Source organism: Sphingobium sp. FG125, from assembly GCF_057809795.1.
In genome coordinates this window covers 1-18,609 of record NZ_JBMDKQ010000015.1, presented here as the reverse complement: position 1 = coordinate 18,609, position 18,609 = coordinate 1, and the positions used below count along the sequence as shown (strand labels likewise).

The following is an 18,609-nucleotide window of genomic DNA, read 5'->3' as shown; positions in this document are numbered from 1 at the left end:
GGAGGAAGGCTAGGGGGCGGGTGGACGGCGCTCTATTAGACCTTGGGTCGGTTGCGCGTCAGCTCATTTGCGCTTTCAGCAATTTGTCGATGGTCAGTGGATAGTCGCGCAGCCGTAACCCGGTCGCGTTGTAGATCGCATTGGCGACCGCGGCCCCTGCGCCACAAATGCCCAGTTCGCCCACACCCTTGGCTTTCATCGGTGAGCTTTTATCGTCCAGCTCGTCGATGAACAGCACGTCCTGTTCCGGTATGTCGGCATGAACCGGCACGGCATATTCAGCCATGTCATGATTGATGAACAGGCCAAAGCGGGTATCGACCTCCAGCGCCTCCATCAATGCCGATCCCGCCCCCATGGTCATCGCGCCGATCACCTGGCTACGCGCCGACTTGGGATTGAGGATGCGCCCGGCGGCAAACGCCCCGCCCATGCGGCGGATACGGACTTCGGCAGTGTCGATATCCATCCCGACCTCGCAGAAATGCGCGCCGAACGTCGCCTGGACATAACGTTTGTCTAGATCGCCAAACTCGATACTATCTTCGGCCCACAGCCCGTCGCGTCCCGCCAGCGCGGCCAGCGTCTGCGACTGGTTGCCCAGCTTCACCAGCCCATCGTCAAACTGCGCCTGATCGACGGGATAGCCCGCTTTCTCCGCCAGCTTTGCCCGCAACGCCATCGCGGCGGCATAGACGCCTGCAGTGGAACTGTTTGCGCCCCATTGCCCGCCAGAGCCAGCCGATGCGGGGAAGCGGCTGTCGCCCAGCCGCACGATGACATCGTCCAGCGACACGCCCAGCATTTCCGCCGCAGTCTGGCCGATGATGGTGTAGCTGCCGGTGCCGATGTCGGTCATGTCGGTTTCGACGATGACCTTGCCCGCGCCATCCACGCCGATCCGCGCGCCCGATTTGCCGACCAGGTTGTTGCGGAAGGCGCTCGCCACGCCCATGCCGACCAGCCAGCGACCATCGCGAACCTTGCCGGGCTTGGGGTTGCGCTTGGCCCATCCGAACCGGTCCGCCCCGGCGCGCAGGCACTCCACCAGCTTGCGGCTGGAATAGGGGCGCTGCGTCCCGGCTTCGGGATCATATTGCACGTCGTTGCGAATACGCAGCTCGACCGGATCGACGCCGCAGGCTTCAGCCAGTTCGTCCATCGCCACTTCCAGCGCCAGCAGGCCGACCGCCTCGCCCGGCGCACGCATGGCATTGCCTTCAGGCAGGTCAAGCGTCGCCAGCCGGTGCGCGGTCATGCGGTGCGCGCCACCATAGAGCAGTCGCGTCTGCATCGCCGCTGTCTCGGTGCCACCACCAGGCAAATCGCCCGACCAGACTTCATGGCCGATGGCGTCAATCAAACCATTCTTGTCCGCGCCGATGCGGATGCGCTGGATCGTCGCCGGGCGATGGGTGGTGTTGTTGGGGATCTGGCTGCGGGCGATCGCGACCTTGACCGGCCGCCCGATGTGTTTCGCCCCCAATGCCGCGAGCAGCGCGTCGGCGCGCAGGAACAGCTTGGCCCCGAAGCCACCGCCAATATAGGGTGATACCAGCCGGACATTGGCCTTGGGTATGCCCAGCGTCTTGGCGACTTCCCCCACGCTCCAGGCAATCATCTGGTTGGCGGTCCATAGCGTCAGCTTGTCGCCGTTCCATGCCGCCGTGGTGGCGTGCGGTTCCAGCATGGCATGGCTGTGATCGGGGGTGGTGTAGCGCTGGTCGATCCTGACGGCGGCCTTGGCAAAGGTTCCGTCAAAATCGCCAACGGCGCTGTCGGCTGGTCCGCTGAAGCCACCGTCTGGCGGTTTGACGGCGTTGCCCTGTTCGGCGGCCAGATCGAACTTTCCGTCCTGCGGCGCATAGTCGATCCGCACCAGCTTGGCGGCGGCGCGCGCATTTTCAAATGTATCCGCGATAACCAATGCCAGCGCCTGATCATAATGCATGATCGCCGGGCCGCCGAGCAGCGGGGCGGTGTTATAATTGCCTTTGCCCAGTTTCCCGGCATTGGCGTGGGTGACGATGCCCAGCACGCCAGGCGCTGCTTCTGCGGCGCGCAGGTCCATGGCCGCAATCGCCCCCTTGGCGATCGCCGATCCGACGATCCAGCCATAGGCCGCATTGGGCGCCGCATCGTGCCGCTCATAGGCATAGGGTGCGTTACCGGTGACCTTGGCCGGGCCGTCGATCCGGTCATGGGCGACGCCGACGACGCGGCCCTTGTCGATGGGATTGGTGGTGGCGGGCGTATCGAACTTCACGACCGGGCCTCCTTCTGCCGATAGAGCGACGCCAGCGTCCGTTCGACCAGCGTCTTTTTGAAGTCATTATGATGGGTAGTGCGCGCGCCGATCAGCGCCGCCTCTGCCACGGCCTTGGCCCCCGACGAGGCGGCAGCGTCTGTGGCGGGCGTCCGCCATGGCTTCGCGCCAATCCCGCCAAAGGCAAAGCGGCTGCCGCCATCCTTGCCGAACACCGCTGCTACCGACACCAGCGCAAAGGCGTAAGACGCGCGGTCGCGCACCTTGCGATAGACATGGGTGCCACCGATTGGCCTGGGTAGCGTGACCGAAGTGATGATCTCGCCGCCTTTCAGCACTGTTTCCACATGGGGGGTGTCACCGGGCAACATATGAAAATCGGCAATCGGTATGGCACGCGCCACGCCGTCTGCGCCGACCGTATCGACTTGCGCATCCAGCAGCCGCATCGCTACCGCCATGTCGCTGGGATGCTGGGCGATGCAGGCGTCGCTCACCCCCAATATCGCCAGACTACGACTGATCCCGCCAATCGCGCCGCAACCGCTGCCCGGCTTGCGCTTGTTGCACGGCATGTTGGTGTCGTAAAAATAGGGGCATCGGGTGCGCTGGAGCAGATTGCCCGCCGTCGTCGCCTTGTTGCGCAATTGCCCGGATGCACCGGCCAAGAGCGCGCGGCTCAGCACGCCATAGTCGCGGCGCACCGCCTTGTCGGCGGCCAGATCGGTATTGCGCACCAGCGCGCCGATGCGCAGGCCGCCGTCGGGCGTCGGCTCGATCCGGTCGAGGCCCAGATGATTGACGTCGATCAGATGGGTCGGCGTTTCGATCTGGAGCTTCATCAGGTCCAGCAGGTTCGTGCCGCCCGCAATGAAGCGCGCGCCCTGCGTCGAGGCCGCGGTTTTGGCGGCATCCGCGACACTGGTCGCGCGACTATAGGTAAAGGGTTTCATGCCTTCGTCTCCCCGGCCACATCATTCATGGCGGCGATGATGTTGGGATAGGCGGCGCAGCGGCAGATATTGCCGCTCATTCGCTCACGCAGTTCGCTGTCGGATAGCGATACCTTGTCCAGATCAGGCGTGACATGGCTGGGGATGCCCGCTGCAATCTCGTCCAGCACCGCGACCGCCGAGCAGATCTGCCCCGGCGTGCAATATCCGCACTGATAGCCGTCATGGGTGATGAAGGCGCGCTGCATCGGGTGCAGCTTGTCGGGCGTGCCCAGCCCCTCGATCGTCGTCACCTTGTCACCATCATGCATGACCGCCAGCGTCAGACAGCTGTTGATCCGCCGTCCCTCGACAATGACGGTGCAGGCGCCGCACTGGCCCTGATCGCAGCCTTTCTTGGTCCCGGTCAGATGCAGATGCTCACGCAGCGCGTCGAGCAGGGTGGTGCGCGGGTCAAGCTGCAGATGCACCTCGCGCCCGTTCACGGTCAATTCCACGGGGATCATCCCGGTTCCTTCCTTGGCTGTCGGCCGTGCGGCGGCGGCACCGGCGGGTACCAGCGCAGGTGCCGCGGCGGCGATCGCCGCACTAGCCTGCAACAGGGAGCGGCGTGTGAGATGATCGGACGGCATGGCGGGTGCTTCCTCCTGTTCGGTCTGTCATACGAAGGGACGCGACAAATGATCCGCCGCTTGGTCGAAATATGGGATCGGATGGCAAGATTAACAGAATGACCCGGCAGGCAAAGTTGCAAAATGCCACGCAGGCGTTTTTGTACGACGCGAATCACCCAATCGGCTGCAATAGCGGTTTCGCGGCGGCGCAGTTGGCACGGCCATCGGGCGCGGTACGCGCAAAGCCCCGCGAAGCCGCCATCCTTGAAGGGGTCGGAAGGAATTTCATGGTCTTGGCAATTCTCCCCTTGCCCATCCTGAAAAGCGCTGCTAGTTGCCCGCCTCACCCGACGGGGACAGCGTCTCCATCAAGCGCCGAGCGGGCGTAGCTCAGGGGTAGAGCACAACCTTGCCAAGGTTGGGGTCGAGGGTTCGAATCCCTTCGCCCGCTCCAGTTTTCCTAAGAAATTAGAGGAAGTTAGCGGCCATCGCGAGATGGTCGCGGCATCCGTTTTTGCGTTCGGGAGAGCGGCTAAGGGAGCCGCGCAACGGGCTGGGAGTGCCCGCCGTGGGCAAAGAAAAAGAGCCGTCCAGTCGCCCCGGACGGCCCTGTGAAGATGTGTGGTGACTGCTCTAAGCCGCCAAGGTCGCCAAGGCCGCGTCATGGAAGGCCATATCCGCGCCTATCAAAAGGGCGTTGTCGCGAAGCGACCGCAGGACGCTCAGTGCTTCGTCGGACAGCTTCGAGCGCTGTTCACACCAGCTCGGTCAACTCTGATCGATATGGATCAGCCCACCAATATTTCGTCCAGCGCATAGGCTTTCTTGGCACCGGCCAGGGTGGCGAACGTGTAGGATTGACCGCCCAGCGTCGCGATGATGTCCAGGCCGTCGGGGCCAAGATGGCTGGAGAACGTCACCGCAGGGTTATCCTGCCGAATGTCACTGACGTCGATATGGTCTTTTTGGAACTCGAAGTCACCGATCGTGTCATGACCATCGCCTAGCGACTGGAACGCGAACGTGTCTGCGCCGCCCTTGCCATAGAGCAAGTCGTCCCCACCGCCGCCGACAAGAACATCATCGCCGCGATTGCCGAGAATCCGATTGGCCAGGCTATTGCCGATGACGCTCGTGGCTTCCTTCGTGTTGACGATGACATTTTCAACATTGGTGTCGATCGTGTAGCTCGTCCGGTAGAGAAGGACAGTATCGGTGCCTTCATTGGCATGTTCGATGATGTAACCGCCCATTTTGTTGATGGCATAACTATCGTCACCCTTCCCGCCGCGCAGGATGGCGGAGCCGTCGCCCGACATCTTGTCATCGGCGTCCGTCCCGATATAGCTGTTGACCCGGTTGTCGAAGCTCACTCTATGAGTGGCGGTCGCGCCCTTCGATGCGCTGCCGGCGTCCTGCATGTCGAAATCGGTGGCGGTCAGGCTGTTCATGTCCTTGTTGTCGAGAATGATCTGACGACCGCCCGACAAGGTAACCACCGTGTCCTGGCCGACCTGTTGCATGGCTCCATTTAGCGCACTAAAGCTGGCGAACTCATCCCCCGCCAGGTGGACCACGTCCCCCGCGCTGAAGTCGGTGATGCGAGTTACTGCGTCCGTCTTGCCAACCAGGAATAGGTCATTGCCCGCGCCACCGGTCAGCAGATTATGGCCCCCGCCGCCGATCAGCAAGTCGGCGCCGACATTGCCCCGGAGGATATTGTCGCCATCATTGCCGATGCCCACAGCACCTTCTGTCCTGGTTATTTCCAGATTGTCGCTATGGTCGGGCATCACCATATAACGCGATGTCGCAACGATCGTGTCGATGCCGCCGCCTGCTTTTTCCACGATGTTGGCCGCTTCGATATTGCTGACGATATATTTGTCGTCACCTAACCCGCCAGCAAGCAATCCGCGTTTGAAAATTAACAGGTCGTTGTCGTCCGTACCCTGATTGACAGCGACGCGGCCGGTTTCGCCGCCTTCGGCCCATTTGAACCTCAGACCCGCAGGAGCCGAAGCCTCTGGCTCTGGCAGGCTCGGCACTTGGGGTGCCGCTGGCGCTTCAGGTACGCTAGGTGTTTGGGGGACGCTGGGCGCCGGCGGCGTCGTCTCGCCAGCCAATTTGTCGAGAACGTCCTGCAAGCTGCCCAATATGCCCGTCGTCGCGGCGGTGATCGTCGCAACGGCATTTTCAGAGAAGGTCACGGTGTCGCTGCCAGCTTCTATGAACAGCGTTTTCGTGTCGCGCGTGATGAAATTGTCCGTCACGCTGATGTTATGGCTGGTGAAGGTGCCATATTTTGTGTCAGCCGAATTGCCCACCAGAACAGCGGTGTAATAGCCTTGGGCGGCTTCGAGATAATTGCCCGTCGCAACCGAATCCACGGCGCCACGAAAGGCGAGGGGGCGTTTGCCGACATCTTCTACACGGTTGCCGATCACCGTGACATCCGATGCCTGAAACGCATCATAACCCTCAAGCATCTTGTAATTATAGGAGGTCCAGCCGCCAACCGATATGCCGTCCGCCGTTACGCCATGGACGTAATTGTTGGAAATCAGGATGTCGGACGAGCCGCCCTTGGCGAAGATCGCCGCGCTGGTGCCCGTGTTGCCGCTGACGTCATTATGGGAAATGACGCCGTGGATGATCGACATGAAGTCGATGCTTTCGTCGATGCCGCCCGTGATGACATTGTTGGTGACGACGACATTGGAGCCGCCATTTGCCTTCACGCCATCCTGCACCACATTATCGATCACGTTATTCTTGATAACGATATTCTTGATGGTGTCGGTATAGTCATTCCCGTTCTGGCTGAACTGGATGCCGTTCTTGCCGCCGGTGATATGAAAGCCATCGACGATGAAATTTTCGGTGCCCCCGCCGCCGATCGTCGCCAGCGTGTCGCTTTTGGCCGTGATATGGGCGGCTTGCGGGCCGTCTGCCGAAATAAGCCAGATGGGCGCGCTATCGGTTCCGCTGACATTGCGTGGGATCGAGACATTTTCGATATAGTCGCCAGCCTTGACCATGATGGCGGTGCCGGGGGTTGCAGCGTCGACCGCTGCCTGTATCGTCGTGAACGGCTTTTCAACCGATCCGTTCGGCTTCCCCCTGTAGCTCGCGTCCCCATCGACCCACATTATTTTTGTGGGCGCAACGTCGCCCCAGAGATCTTCAGTCATGAAAAAAATTCTCCCGCTATCAGGCATGGATAGACGGGAGCGACTGAACGTCGCGTAATATGGTAGAGTTAACTACACATTAATTATAAAAATATTTCGCGGCAATCCGTTATTGGTTGTGATGCCGGATGGTGTCTGAATATCTACAGTATGTCCATGGCAATTTCCATGGACATTGTGCTGTTCTATTGAGTGAGACATTGTCGGCCATGATAGTCATGCGGAACCAGGCAATCGCATGGACGCGCACCGCGCGCCCATGGTCCCGCACCACTACGCCATCATAAAATGATATAGTCGGCGCTGCTCAGCGCGGTGACGTTGAGGATCTGAAAACTGTTCTGGATGCTGTTGTCCGCCGTCGCGATGGTCCACAACTGACTGGCGCCATTATAGGTCAGTGTCGCACCAGGGCCATAGCCTGCAAATTCCAGCCTGTCGCCGGTGGCCAACCCAGCCCCTTCGAAATCAGCGATTATGTCGGCCTCAACCTGACCGACCTTGAACTGGAACGTGTCCTCCCCCAATCCACCATAAAGTGTGTCAGCCCCGGCATCGCCCGAAATCTTGTCCCGCCCAATGCCGCCATAGATGATATCATCGTCGGCACCGCCAGATATGACGTCATTGCCATTGCCGCCGGTCAATATATCCCGACCCTTTCCGCCAGTCAGCCGGTCGGAGCCCGAACCCAATGTGATGATATCGTCGCCCGATCCCGCCGAATAGTTGATAGTTTCAAAGCCGCTAATCTGCGTGCCGTCGGCCAGCGTCACGACCCCCCCCGCCTGTTCCTGAAGCGAAAGATCGACACTCTGCGCTTCGCTGAACTGTGAGCGGTTGAGCGTCAGCGTATCCTTGCCCGCGCCGCCGATAAGCATCAGGTCAGGATCATTGCTGGTCACGATGTCATCGCCGGCGCCCGCGTCGATCCAGTCGAACCCGCGACTGCCGTCGATTTTGTCGATGCCATTGCCGCCCCAGATGACATCGTCGCCATTGCCGCCATAGATCAGATCATCGCCGTCCATGCCTTCGATCACATCACTGCCATCGCCGCCCGAAATCTGGTCCGCATAGGCACCACCGCGCAGCATGTCCGATCCGCTGCCGCTCGCGATCTGAAGCGCTTCGACATTGACGATGCGGGTGCCGTCGAACAGTTCCAGGATCGGGCTGTTATTGGCGTTGAACGAACTGGTATAGCTGATGTCGACGAAGATATCGGTCGTGGCGGTCGACCGGTCGAGATAGATGGTGTCGATGTTGTGGCCGCCATCTATCAAGCCGTCGGCATCATAGCTGATCAAAATATCCTTGCCGTCGCCGCCGCGCATCACGTCACGTCCCGCGCCGCCGTCCAATATATCATCGCCCGCTTCTCCGGTCAGGCGATCGTCACCCACGCCGCCATAGAGGCGATCATGGTCCGCGCCGCCGTCCAGATTATCATTGCCGACCCCGCCGAACAGGTCGTCATCCCCGGCCCCACCACGCAATGTGTCGTTGCCGCTATTGCCGTAAAGCCGGTTGCGGCCAGCACTGCCGCTGATCGCCGTGTCCTGTTCACGCAGCGTATAGACATCCTCGATCGAGCTGGTGCCGATCTTGTACACCGACGCATTGCGGGTCAGGATGACCGCGTCATGGCCGCCACCTGCCGCTTCGATCGCCTGGTCGTTCCGGTCGTCAAACACGTAAATGTCGTCGCCCAGACCGCCATGCATGATGTCCGCACCGCGCTGGCCGCTGATATAATCCGCCGTCGCATGACCCGACCGGTCGCCATAGAGAATATCGTCGCCCGTCTTGCCGATGATCTGGTCGCGCGCCACGGCGATGCCGCCATCGACACCGCCGACAAAGCCATATTGTTCCGGGTCATATGTGGCGAGCGGATCGAAGGCGGCGTTGCCACCCAGGTCATAGGTCGTGGCCGCAGGCGCATTGGTAAAGAGCGCCTTGCCCATGAAGATGTTGTTGGCGAAGCTGATATCGTCGGAAAAGCCGGTCAGTCCCCTGGGGATATATTGTTCCGCTACGCCATAGAGGCTGGTCCCGGCACCCCGCGCGACGTTGGATATATTGACCGTGTTGAACAGATTGTCGGTGACCAACACGTCCTGGGCGCCTTGCAACAGCAGCGAGGTCGGATAATCGACGGCGGTATTACCGCTGACCACGGCATGTTTCACTTCATAATCGACGAAATGCGCGCCGTCCCCGTCCGCGCCGACTTCGATCGGCAGATAGGCGATGCCGGTGGGGCCGCCGATCTTGATCGCCGGGCCTTCGGTCGAACCGATCACATTGTTGCGGATTTCGATGAAAGTGGAGCCGCCCTTCACGGTGATCGCTGAATCGCCAGTGTAATCGCGCCCGTCCAGTTCGTCCCATTCATCCTTGGCCGTGATTTCGTCGATGACATTGCCCTGGATCAGCAGTTTGGACGTGCCGACGAAATCGATACCCTGTTCATGGGCGCCGATGATGCTGTTGTTGATGATCTGGACGCCAAAGCTTTGGGCGATGTGGATCGCGTCGATGCCCCAATCGGTGAAATTGTTGTTGATAAGCAGGATGTTTTCGACCTTGTCGCCTGCATATCCTTCCTGGTACGCGGCGTTGGCACCGAAATTCCGGCTGACAAGATTGACGCCATAGGTGCCGATCGTGTCCGATCCCTGCACCGTAAAGCCGTCAATGACCCAATTGCCGACACCCCGGCCGGAAATGGCGCTGGTTTCGGCGACAGCGGGCGGCGCTATGATCGCCGCGCCCTGGCCATCGGCGGAAATCAACCGGATCGGCGCATCGGTGCTGCCATCGACGGTCAGGTTCAGCGCTTCATTATAGGTTCCTGCGCGCACCATGATGTCGGTGCCGGGCCCCGCATTGTCGATCGCATGTTGGATGGTGGCGAAGGGCGATTCGGCGCTGCCGGTCCCGGCTGCATCGTCGCCGGTCGTCGCTACCCACAATATGGTGGTGGCGGGCGGCGCTTCGCTGAAGATGATCGTGTCCTGCGCGGCCTTGATCGTGACGTCGATGGATTTTTGGAACGTGAAGCCGGTCGAATCCTCGACCTTGACCACTACGGAGCGTTGCGTTCCGGCACGAACGTCCAGCGCGCTGTTTACGACCAGTTGGTCGCCGACGATGGCGAAGGCGCCGCCTGCATCGTCGACCAGGGAATAGACATGGGTGTCGCCCTTGTCAGGATCGTCCACGAACAGTTCGCCCACCGGCGTGCCGATCTCTGAAAATTCATTCACCCAAGTGGTGTGCAGGCTCAGGTCCAGCGGCGCGTCGGGTGTGTCGTTAACGTCGACGCGGAAAATGATCTGGGCCCGGTTGGGTCCGTCGGACGCAAAGATGGTCAGGTTGAACCAGTTGGAAAAATCCTGCGGCATCTGACCCGAAAAGGTCAGCGTCGCGGGATCGAAGCTCAACCAGCTGTTGACGTCAGCCCCCACGCCGCCGCTGAAGGTCAATATGCTGTCAGGATCGTAAAACAGGTCAGCCGCCGGAATCGTCACGGAAAAGAAACTATCTTCTTCGATCACCAGATTGGGCAGGGTCCCAACGACGGTGGGGCGATCGGACACTGTCAGGTTGAAGGCGAGCGTCGCGCTGCTCGATTGATCGCTGGCGTTCAGAAATATCGTATAGTCATGGTGGCCGTCAGTCGGGCCACGACCGCTGAACGTCATCGTGTCCGACGCAAAGGTCAGCCAGTCAGGCAGGGCGGACCCGTCGGACAGCGTGGCGCTGTAGGTCAGCGGGTCGCCATCGGGATCGATGAAGAAAGTGGCAGGTATGACGAGCGAATAGAGTGTATTCTGACCCGTCAGCTGATCATCTATCGTGCCGTTGACGAGAGGTGGGCTGTTTTCGGGCGGGGGCGGGGGCGGCGGCGAATCGCCTTCCGGCTCCCCCGTGCCTGTGTCGGTGCTGGTTTCGCCATCCTGTTCAGCGACATAGTCGGGCGGGACAATATCGAATTCAAATTGCCCGTCTGTCGTCATGCCTGTCTATCCCATCTGGATTTTAAGCCGAATGAGGCGCAAATGCCTCTAATCGCTTTATTTTCTTGCACAGGATGTCCTTTCCAGACCTCTGGAAAGCGGCGACATTTCTCTTGCCAAAAAAGGCTAATCAAAGGTTAAGACCAACGCAAGCGCAGCAAAATCTGTTCGTCGCAAAAACGTCATTATACTGTCCTGTATTGATACGGGTCCACCGCGCTACCGCTTCCGCGACATCGGTCGTCGGAAATTATCTGTTTGGATTTTCGTGAGTTTTTGTATGAAAAATGCGTTCGCTACGGCACTTTGGCAGGGGCAGGCAGTACTTTGCCCTGCTTGTTGTCGCTCGGCACGCATATCCGCGCAGTTGCCATGGTGCGCCGCGACATCTTATGGCAAAGGGTGATGACGGCGCGGAGCCGGGCCGGATCAAGGCGCGCACGCGGAACCAGCGGGACGGTGGGGCTATGATCAAGTATCGCCAGGACATTGACGGACTGCGTTCGCTGGCAATTCTGCCCGTGCTATTCTTTCATTTGGGTGCGATCCGTCTGTTCCCCGGCGGCTTCGTGGGCGTTGACGTGTTTTTCGTGATCTCCGGTTATCTGATCACGAAGATCATCTATGACGACCTGTCCAATGGCCGATACAGTATCGCGCGTTTTTACGAACGCCGCATCCGACGTATCGTCCCCGCGCTGATCCCGGTCTATCTGTTCGTGTGCATTGGCGCCCTGCTGCTCTATTTTCCGAGCGAAGGGCGGGAGATCGGGCGAACGGTGGTCAGTTCGATCTTCTTCGTGTCGAACATATTATTCTACGCAAAGTCCGGTTATTTCGATGCCGGGGCCAAGACATCGCCACTGCTGCACACCTGGTCGCTGTCGGTGGAGGAGCAGTTCTACATCGTCCTGCCGCTCTTGCTGGTACTGATCCTGCGCTTTGGCTTTACCGTCCAGCGCTATGTGTTCGTGGCCCTGACGATCATCAGCTTCGGGGCGTCGGTCGTGATGGTCAAGCTTCAGCCCGAAGCCGCCTTTTATCTACTGCCTTTCAGGGCGTGGGAGCTGATGCTGGGATCGTTGATCTCGATCGGTGTTGTGCCTGTCATCCGCAGCCGGCGGCTGGCCGAGATCGTCGCGGGCGGCGGGCTGCTGCTGATCATCGGATCGATCCTGTTCATTTCGGAAAAAATGCCCTTTCCCGGCCTGTTGGCGGCGCCTGCCTGCCTTGGCGCGGCGGCGCTGATCCATGCCGGGGGCAGTTTCCAGACGCTATCGTCCCGCCTGCTGTCCCTGGCACCGGCGCGCTTTGTCGGCCTGATATCCTATTCGCTCTATATCTGGCATTGGCCGGTCATCGTATTCTATGCGTCACGGACCGGTGAACTAGACAGGGTCGACAAGCTGATCCTGCTGGCCATCATCACCGCGCTTGCCATCCTGTCATGGCGGTATGTCGAACGGCCCTTCCGTAAGCCCCATGGGGCCGATTCCCGCATGGGGCATGTCTATGGCTGGGCGGCCGCCAGCTTTGTGGCCGTGACGGCGCTCGCATTGCTGATCGCCCCGGCGCGCCAGGCGATGTGGCCGGATTATGCCGTTCCCGAACAGATTTTGGCCTTTCAGACGCCGCCACGCGCCGACATGCGCAATGGCAGCTGTTTCATCGCCAGCGGCGCTGGTGCGCAGGATTATGATGCGGCCCAATGCCTGTCGCTGCGCACCGGCACGCGCAACGTCCTGCTGATCGGGGACAGCCATGCGGCGCATCTGTATAGCGGACTGACCAACGCATTTCCCGACGTCCATTTCCTTCAGGCCAATGCATCAGGCTGTATGCCGCTGGGCCGATTTGCAGGACCGGAGCGTTGCACGAAGGTGATCAGCAAAGCGTTCGATTTCGTTGCCGCCCATGGTGGTCAGCTTGACGGCGTCATCATTTCGGCGCGCTGGAAAAAGGGTGATGCGCGGCGCATCGGCGAAACCATCGCGCGGATCGGGTCGGGCGTACCTGTCACGGTGGTTGGCCCCAGCGTCGAATATCGACTGCCCCTGCCCAAAATTCTGGCGCAGGCCTGGCCCGATGAAAGCGGCGCATCGTCCGGCCGTTTCCGGGGTGAGCCGGGACCGGGACTGGACAAGGCCATGCTGGCGGCGGTCGAAGGCGCGGGCGCGCGCTATATTTCGATGGAGCAGGCCATCTGTCCGGGCGGCCCATGCCGTGTATGGGCGGGCAAGCATATTCCCCTTCAATTTGACGAAGGCCATCTGACCACGCAGGCATCGCGCCTGATCGTCGCGCAGGTCGCCCCGCAATTCTGGTTCCGATGACCAGCGTCCCGTTGCATTCCGCGCAGGATAATCAGCCGACGAGGGGCAAGAAGGTCATGGTTCTGACGACCATGACCCATGCGTCGGGCGCCCCGATCGCGGCGCTTCGCCTGGCCGCCGGGCTGGAGGCGAGCGGCCATGACGTGCAGGCCGTATTCCTGTATCACCGCGAGGCCATGAACGGCGCGGACTACCCCGCCAAACTGCTGCTGAGCCACGTTCCGCGCACCCCCGTCGATATGTTGCGGATCATCGTGCGGCTATGGCGATGTCTGCGCGCGAACCGGCCGGACGTCATCATCATGTTCCTGCCGCTGGCATCGGTGATCGGCGCGAATGTCGCGCGGCTGGCCGGAATCCGTCGCCGCATCATGTCCTTCCGCGTGCCGCGCGCCACTTATTCGCCGGTCATGCGCGGGGCCGACCGCCTGTCGGCATGGGTGGGCAGCTATACCGATGTCGTGGGCGTGTCCCGTGCGATGCTGGCGGGATGCGCGGCCTACCCCCGATGGCTGCGCGATCGGGCCGTCGTCATCCATAATGGGCTGAAGGACTGGCCGCGCAGCACGATGGACAAGGGCGCGGCGCGCGCGCTGTTCGGCTTGCCGCCGCAAGGCCGGCTAGTCGGCGCGCTTGGCCGGCTGGAGGAACAGAAAAATCCCGAACTGCTGGTTGAGGCGCTCGCCCAATGCCCTGCCCATGTCCATCTGGTGCTGGCGGGCAGCGGCAGCCTGCGCGAACGGGTCGTAGCATTGGCGGACAGCGCGGGGGTTCTGGATCGCCTGCACCTGCTGGGCGACGTTCCGCGCGAAAAAGTGCCGCATCTGCTGGCGGCGATCGATATTTTCGCCCAGCCATCGCGGTTTGAAGGGCAAAGCAATGCGTTGCTGGAAGCGCTACATGCCGGTCTGCCTTGCCTGGTCAGCGACATCGCAGAACAGGTGGAAACCGTCGTCGGGGATGATGGCCGCGCTGCCGGGCAGGTCCTCCCGCTCGACGATCCGGCTGCCTGGGCGCGGGCGATGGCGAATGACGGGGGTGGCGATGACCTGGATGCCGTCATTGCGGAGCGTGCCGCCCTGTTTACCTTCGCCGCAATGATGCGTTCCTATAATGCGTTGCTGCGGGCGCGGTGACTCCATGTCGCCTCATCTTCCACTTCATCCGATGCGGCCTTCCGGCAGATCAAATTCGCCGCGAAGGGATGAATGGCGATTGCATGGCACCGCTGCGTGCGTATAGCAGATGGGTGGGGGATGCTGCATAGGCCTGTACGACATTGCAGCACTAGGAAATCAGGAGCGGCTTTATGAAACTGTTCGTCATTGGCTTTCCCAAGTCGGGCACGACTACGCTGAACAAGGCGCTGGAAGCCAGTGGTATGTCCACGCTCCATTGGCGGCAGGGCGAGAAGTTCTTGGGCAAGATGATCTATGACGCTTATATGGCGGGCGAAGATCCCTTGCGTGACTTTGCGGACATTGATTGCATCACCCAGGCCGACGTGTGCCTGCCGCGGCACAAGCTGAATTACTGGCCCAACCTGGATTTCCAGATCATCGCGGCGATCCGGCGCTATCATCCCGATTGCCTGCTCGCGCTGAACTATCGTGACCCGGTCAAGGTCGTATCGAGCATGAATCGCTGGCTGGACATGCGCAAGCGCTTCGTCGCATCCGACATTCCCGGCCTGCCCAAGGGCTTTGGTGCCAAGGACAGCGAATTGCTGACCTGGATCGAGGGCCATTATGACGCCTGTCGCCGGCTGTTGGGGTCGGACCCCAATTTCTTCGAATATGACATTGAAGATCCCAAGGCGCCGCAGATATTGAGCGAACGGCTGGGGGTCGAGCTTGCCTGGTGGGGCAAAGCGAATGTGAATGAGGCCGCATGAGGCGGCAGGATCACGGCCAGCCCGCATAGCGGGTCGTCAATCGATCGGATGAACCGGCTTTTGCACGGCCGGTGTAGGGGTAGCAGGGGCACATCCGATGACGACAGCGCGGCGACGGCAGATGCCATATTGGTTGGCGTCCATATTGACATATGGCTTCGTCAACGTGGTAACGCGCGGCGCGAGCGGCGTCCTGACCCTGCTCTATGCCTATCGGCTGACGCCCGGCGAACTTGGTTCCTACGCCATTTTGATTACGATCGCGGCGTTGATCGACGTTGTGACCAATCTGGGCGTCACCCAGGCGATCCTGCGCCAATATTTCGATTTCAAGCAGGACGGGGATGCGGGGAAGGCCTTTTTGTCGCGGGTCATCCGGCTGACGCGGCTGATCGGGTTCACGCTGGTCATCGTGGCGGGCCTGATATGCCTGTTGGTGTGGGACCATCTGGTCGGCAATCATCTGCCCACCTGGCCCTATCTGCCGCTGATGCTGGTTTACGCCTATGTCATGCGCAGCAGCAAGATTTTCGATATCGTGGCGCGCACGCTCGACAAGCCGGGCATGTTCGCGACCTATCGCCTGGTGCAGATGGCGGCGCTGATCCTGTTGTCGTTCCTGTTCGTGTTCCAGTTTCGTTGGGGTTTGCAGGGGGCTTTGCTGGCAACGGTCGGGTCGGCGGTTTTTGGCGCGGCGATCCGTTCCTATCTGTTCCGCAACCAGTTGCCTGCGTCGGGCCGATCGGGGCGATCGGAGATCACGGCTCTGTATAGCTATGGCTTGCCGCTTCTGCCGCGCGAGCTGGCGGAGTGGGGGCGCATCCCCGCGCAGCGGCTGATCGTTGCGAGCGTCATGTCGGTGGCCGATGTCGGCATGTTCTTTCTGGGGAGTTCGATGGTCGCGATGCTGACCATGCTCACCGATTCGATCGAAATGTGGCTCAATCCGCAATATATGCGGCTCAGGACCAGTCAGGGCGCCGATGTCAAAGCGCGGCTGCATATGATTCGCCAGATGTTGCTGGGTGTGGTCACGCCCGTCTATATCGGCGCTATCCTGTTCCTGCCCGACATCATCCACCTTGTCCTGCCGCCAGGCTATTCGGCGACATTGCCGATTTTGGGACCGCTATTGCTGGCGTCCTATGTCCAGATCCAGTCGCAGTTCCAACAACGCCAGCTGTTATTCCTCAAGCGGACCGTCGCTGTTTCGGTTGTCACCATCACAACGTCCGCATCTTCCCTGGCCGCGGCCTATTTTGCGGGCGGCCAATGGGGCGTACAGGGCGTCGCCTGGGCCGTCGCGCTGGTTTCCATCGTCGGGCTTATGGCCGGGCGGGCGGTCGTGCACCGCTATGAAGATAATGAACTTACCCTGTCATCGTCCCTGTGCGGCCTCATGATCGTGTTCCTGCCGGCGCTGGCCATGTCGTTTCGAACCGACATGGCGTTCGACTGGACATGGGAGGGCGCGAAGATGCTGTACCTTATCATTGCCACCGCGCTGATTTTCCTGTTGTGGATGCGGGGCCATCTGGCGGACCTTATGGGGGGCGGTCGGAAAAAGAGCGGTAATATGGAGTCGGGCAAATGAGCGGCCCAGCGATTGAGGCCTCCGCGGAGCAAGGGGAGGCAAACCCCGCCCGGAGCGCGTCGGAGCGACCGCGACTGGCCCATCTGGATGTCGGGCGGGGCATAGCGATCCTGCTTGTCGTGATCTTCCATGCCTATCGTGGTTTTCTGAACGCCGGGACAGCGGGCGCGGGATCGCTCTGGCCGCTGCTCGACTATAGCGTCTATATATTTCACATGGCCTTTTTCTTCGTAGCGTCGGGCTATTGGGTGCCGCGCGCGTTGAAAAAAGGCCGGACCGCCTACCTGCTGGACAAGCTGGCGACGACCTGGTGGCCGGCCGTGCTTTGGTCGCTCATCTATATCCTGATCAACAACATCATGGCGTCCTATGTGAACAAAACTGTCCCCATGGACGGGCTGTGGCGTATCCTGATTTTCCCCGCGATGCATTTCTGGTTTCTGGGAGCATTATTCCTGTTCTTCCTGTGTATGGCGGTAACCAGGAACATATCCTTCTGGCTGCTGATCGCTGTTGTGGCCTGTGGCCTGGTCGATGTCTTTCCGATGCGGGAGAATTTCGCGCGTTACTGTCATTTCGGGATATTCTTCATTGCGGGCGTCATCTTGTCCACCAACCGCTCGCAGATGACAGGCAAGGGGTGGCCGTTCGCACTGGTCGTGCTTGGTGTCACGATCTGGCTGGGCTTTGAAAAAGGGATCGATCTTTACTCCGGCTGGCTGGTGCCGGGCGGCTTTGCCGGGATCATCCTGCTGCTGGCTCTGGCCAGGGGGATTGCGGGCCATGGCGTGGGCCGGGTGCTGGGGTGGATCGGCCAACGGTCGATGCCGATTTATGTCCTGCATATCTTGCCGATGACGGCATCGCGCGTCGTGCTGCATCGAATCGCGCCGGATTTGAATCTGGACCTGCGAATCCTGATTGTGTCGGCGTCCGGCCTTGTCTTTTCGCTGATCGGCTATGCTATCGCCGCTCGCCTCAACCTGCTGGCTATTACCGGACTCGGCAAGGATTCGTCGCGATCGGTACAGTCGGCATAGTGCGCAAAAGATGCAGTTCAGAACGGCGTTAATTTTTTTTTCATGTAAATTTTGCAGATGCGAAAAGTCATGAAATGACTTGACAACTCCAAAAATACAGAATTGTTACAGTCAAGGCGTCGTGCATCATGGTTAAAGCCAGGCCAGGCTTGGCTTAGGCATTGCCTGATATCCCGCCTATAAGGCCGTTTCCAACATCATCATCCAGTCCCACGCTGTTGCTGCCGAGTCGACAGGCCTGATGTCGGGGAGGGGCGGGCCTTTGTCGGGGAAACTATAGGCTCTTCTGCTTACTGTCTCAAATAGAGGCAATCTCGCAATAGCGTAATGGCGAAGCATTGACGCGCTATAGTTACCAAGTTACTAACGCCCCGCGGACAATGAGGCAGCAAACGTCTCTGGCTATAACCGCTTGAAGCAGTGAAATAAATTCGCGGGCGCAGCAGTTGAGCAAAATTAAACCAACAGGAGATGTCTTATGGCAGTGGCTTTGTTGCACAACTCCTGACGGGTTTGATGCAGGCTTTATTTGAGATTACTACGCCACGCGGATGGTGTTGGGTGTACCGATTTGCGAGAAGCGATTGAGGATTGCAGCGCGGACTTTGAGCTCGGTTATCTGACGATCGAAAGTGCGCGCCATGACGCGCTGACCAAGCAGCTTGAAGCAGTGCATTTTCGTTTCGACGAGGC

Annotated in this window: 10 protein-coding genes, 1 tRNA gene and 1 pseudogene; 6 read left to right on the top strand and 6 right to left on the bottom strand. The window is 60.2% G+C overall.

The features are described from left to right. Positions 1-58 precede the first annotated feature (58 nt). Genes paoC through paoA form a run of 3 tightly spaced genes read right to left on the bottom strand, consistent with a single transcriptional unit; the run spans position 59 to position 3,851 of the window. Positions 59-2,266, bottom strand: coding sequence for an aldehyde oxidoreductase molybdenum-binding subunit PaoC (gene paoC / locus ACODSR_RS14445; RefSeq protein ID WP_489077370.1), 2,208 nt, complete (start codon positions 2,264-2,266; stop codon positions 59-61). Next, positions 2,263-3,219 carry an FAD binding domain-containing protein gene (locus tag ACODSR_RS14440; protein ID WP_489077369.1) on the bottom strand — a complete coding sequence of 319 codons (957 nt, stop codon included), beginning with the start codon at positions 3,217-3,219 and terminating at the stop codon, positions 2,263-2,265. The genes paoC and ACODSR_RS14440 overlap by 4 nt, the downstream gene beginning before the upstream one ends. Then, on the bottom strand, positions 3,216-3,851 hold the full coding sequence (gene paoA / locus ACODSR_RS14435; RefSeq protein ID WP_489077368.1) for an aldehyde dehydrogenase iron-sulfur subunit PaoA: 636 nt from the start codon (positions 3,849-3,851) through the stop codon (positions 3,216-3,218). Before paoA ends, ACODSR_RS14440 begins: the two co-directional genes overlap by 4 nt. Positions 3,852-4,212: 361 nt before the next feature. Between paoA and ACODSR_RS14430 the strand changes: the two genes are divergently transcribed. Continuing rightward, positions 4,213-4,287 (top strand) — tRNA-Gly (locus ACODSR_RS14430). 334 nt (positions 4,288-4,621) lie between these two features. On the opposite strand, the gene ACODSR_RS14425 is transcribed toward ACODSR_RS14430, so the two are convergent. Further along, complete coding sequence (locus ACODSR_RS14425) at positions 4,622-7,027, bottom strand: right-handed parallel beta-helix repeat-containing protein (RefSeq protein WP_489077367.1); 2,406 nt, start codon at positions 7,025-7,027, stop codon at positions 4,622-4,624. A 281-nt stretch (positions 7,028-7,308) separates the two neighbouring features. Then, complete coding sequence (locus ACODSR_RS14420; RefSeq protein WP_489077366.1) at positions 7,309-11,055, bottom strand: putative Ig domain-containing protein; 3,747 nt, start codon at positions 11,053-11,055, stop codon at positions 7,309-7,311. A 392-nt stretch (positions 11,056-11,447) separates the two neighbouring features. Between ACODSR_RS14420 and ACODSR_RS14415 the strand changes: the two genes are divergently transcribed. The 5 genes from ACODSR_RS14415 to ACODSR_RS14395 all read left to right on the top strand — a co-directional run bounded on the left by ACODSR_RS14415 (position 11,448) and on the right by ACODSR_RS14395 (position 17,916). Then, positions 11,448-13,388: an acyltransferase family protein gene (locus ACODSR_RS14415; protein WP_489077365.1), complete on the top strand. Its 1,941-nt coding sequence runs from the start codon at positions 11,448-11,450 to the stop codon at positions 13,386-13,388. A gap of 56 nt (positions 13,389-13,444) precedes the next feature. Beyond that, the gene (locus ACODSR_RS14410) at positions 13,445-14,524 is read left to right on the top strand and encodes a glycosyltransferase family 4 protein (RefSeq protein ID WP_489077364.1); all 1,080 of its coding nucleotides are present in this window, start codon (positions 13,445-13,447) and stop codon (positions 14,522-14,524) included. A gap of 173 nt (positions 14,525-14,697) precedes the next feature. Further along, complete coding sequence (locus ACODSR_RS14405) at positions 14,698-15,282, top strand: sulfotransferase family protein (protein WP_489077363.1); 585 nt, start codon at positions 14,698-14,700, stop codon at positions 15,280-15,282. 121 nt (positions 15,283-15,403) lie between these two features. Continuing rightward, positions 15,404-16,876: a lipopolysaccharide biosynthesis protein gene (locus ACODSR_RS14400; RefSeq protein WP_489077362.1), complete on the top strand. Its 1,473-nt coding sequence runs from the start codon at positions 15,404-15,406 to the stop codon at positions 16,874-16,876. Beyond that, positions 16,873-17,916, top strand: coding sequence for an acyltransferase family protein (locus tag ACODSR_RS14395; RefSeq protein ID WP_489077361.1), 1,044 nt, complete (start codon positions 16,873-16,875; stop codon positions 17,914-17,916). The genes ACODSR_RS14400 and ACODSR_RS14395 overlap by 4 nt, the downstream gene beginning before the upstream one ends. Before the next feature lie 538 nt (positions 17,917-18,454). On the opposite strand, the pseudogene ACODSR_RS14390 reads toward ACODSR_RS14395, so the two are convergent. Beyond that, a pseudogene (locus tag ACODSR_RS14390) lies at positions 18,455-18,609 on the bottom strand (IS5/IS1182 family transposase); the annotation flags it as partial.

Excerpts from the sequence above, each read along its gene's own strand:
- ACODSR_RS14405 (WP_489077363.1), top strand. The coding sequence starts at position 14,698 with ATGAAACTGTTCGTCATTGGCTTTCCCAAGTCGGGCACGACTACGCTG.
- ACODSR_RS14425 (WP_489077367.1), bottom strand. The coding sequence starts at position 7,027 with ATGACTGAAGATCTCTGGGGCGACGTTGCGCCCACAAAAATAATGTGG.
- ACODSR_RS14420 (WP_489077366.1), bottom strand. The coding sequence starts at position 11,055 with ATGACGACAGACGGGCAATTTGAATTCGATATTGTCCCGCCCGACTAT.
- ACODSR_RS14440 (WP_489077369.1), bottom strand. The coding sequence starts at position 3,219 with ATGAAACCCTTTACCTATAGTCGCGCGACCAGTGTCGCGGATGCCGCC.
- ACODSR_RS14415 (WP_489077365.1), top strand. The coding sequence starts at position 11,448 with ATGGCAAAGGGTGATGACGGCGCGGAGCCGGGCCGGATCAAGGCGCGC.
- ACODSR_RS14410 (WP_489077364.1), top strand. The coding sequence starts at position 13,445 with ATGGTTCTGACGACCATGACCCATGCGTCGGGCGCCCCGATCGCGGCG.
- ACODSR_RS14395 (WP_489077361.1), top strand. The coding sequence starts at position 16,873 with ATGAGCGGCCCAGCGATTGAGGCCTCCGCGGAGCAAGGGGAGGCAAAC.
- ACODSR_RS14400 (WP_489077362.1), top strand. The coding sequence starts at position 15,404 with ATGCCATATTGGTTGGCGTCCATATTGACATATGGCTTCGTCAACGTG.
- paoA (WP_489077368.1), bottom strand. The coding sequence starts at position 3,851 with ATGCCGTCCGATCATCTCACACGCCGCTCCCTGTTGCAGGCTAGTGCG.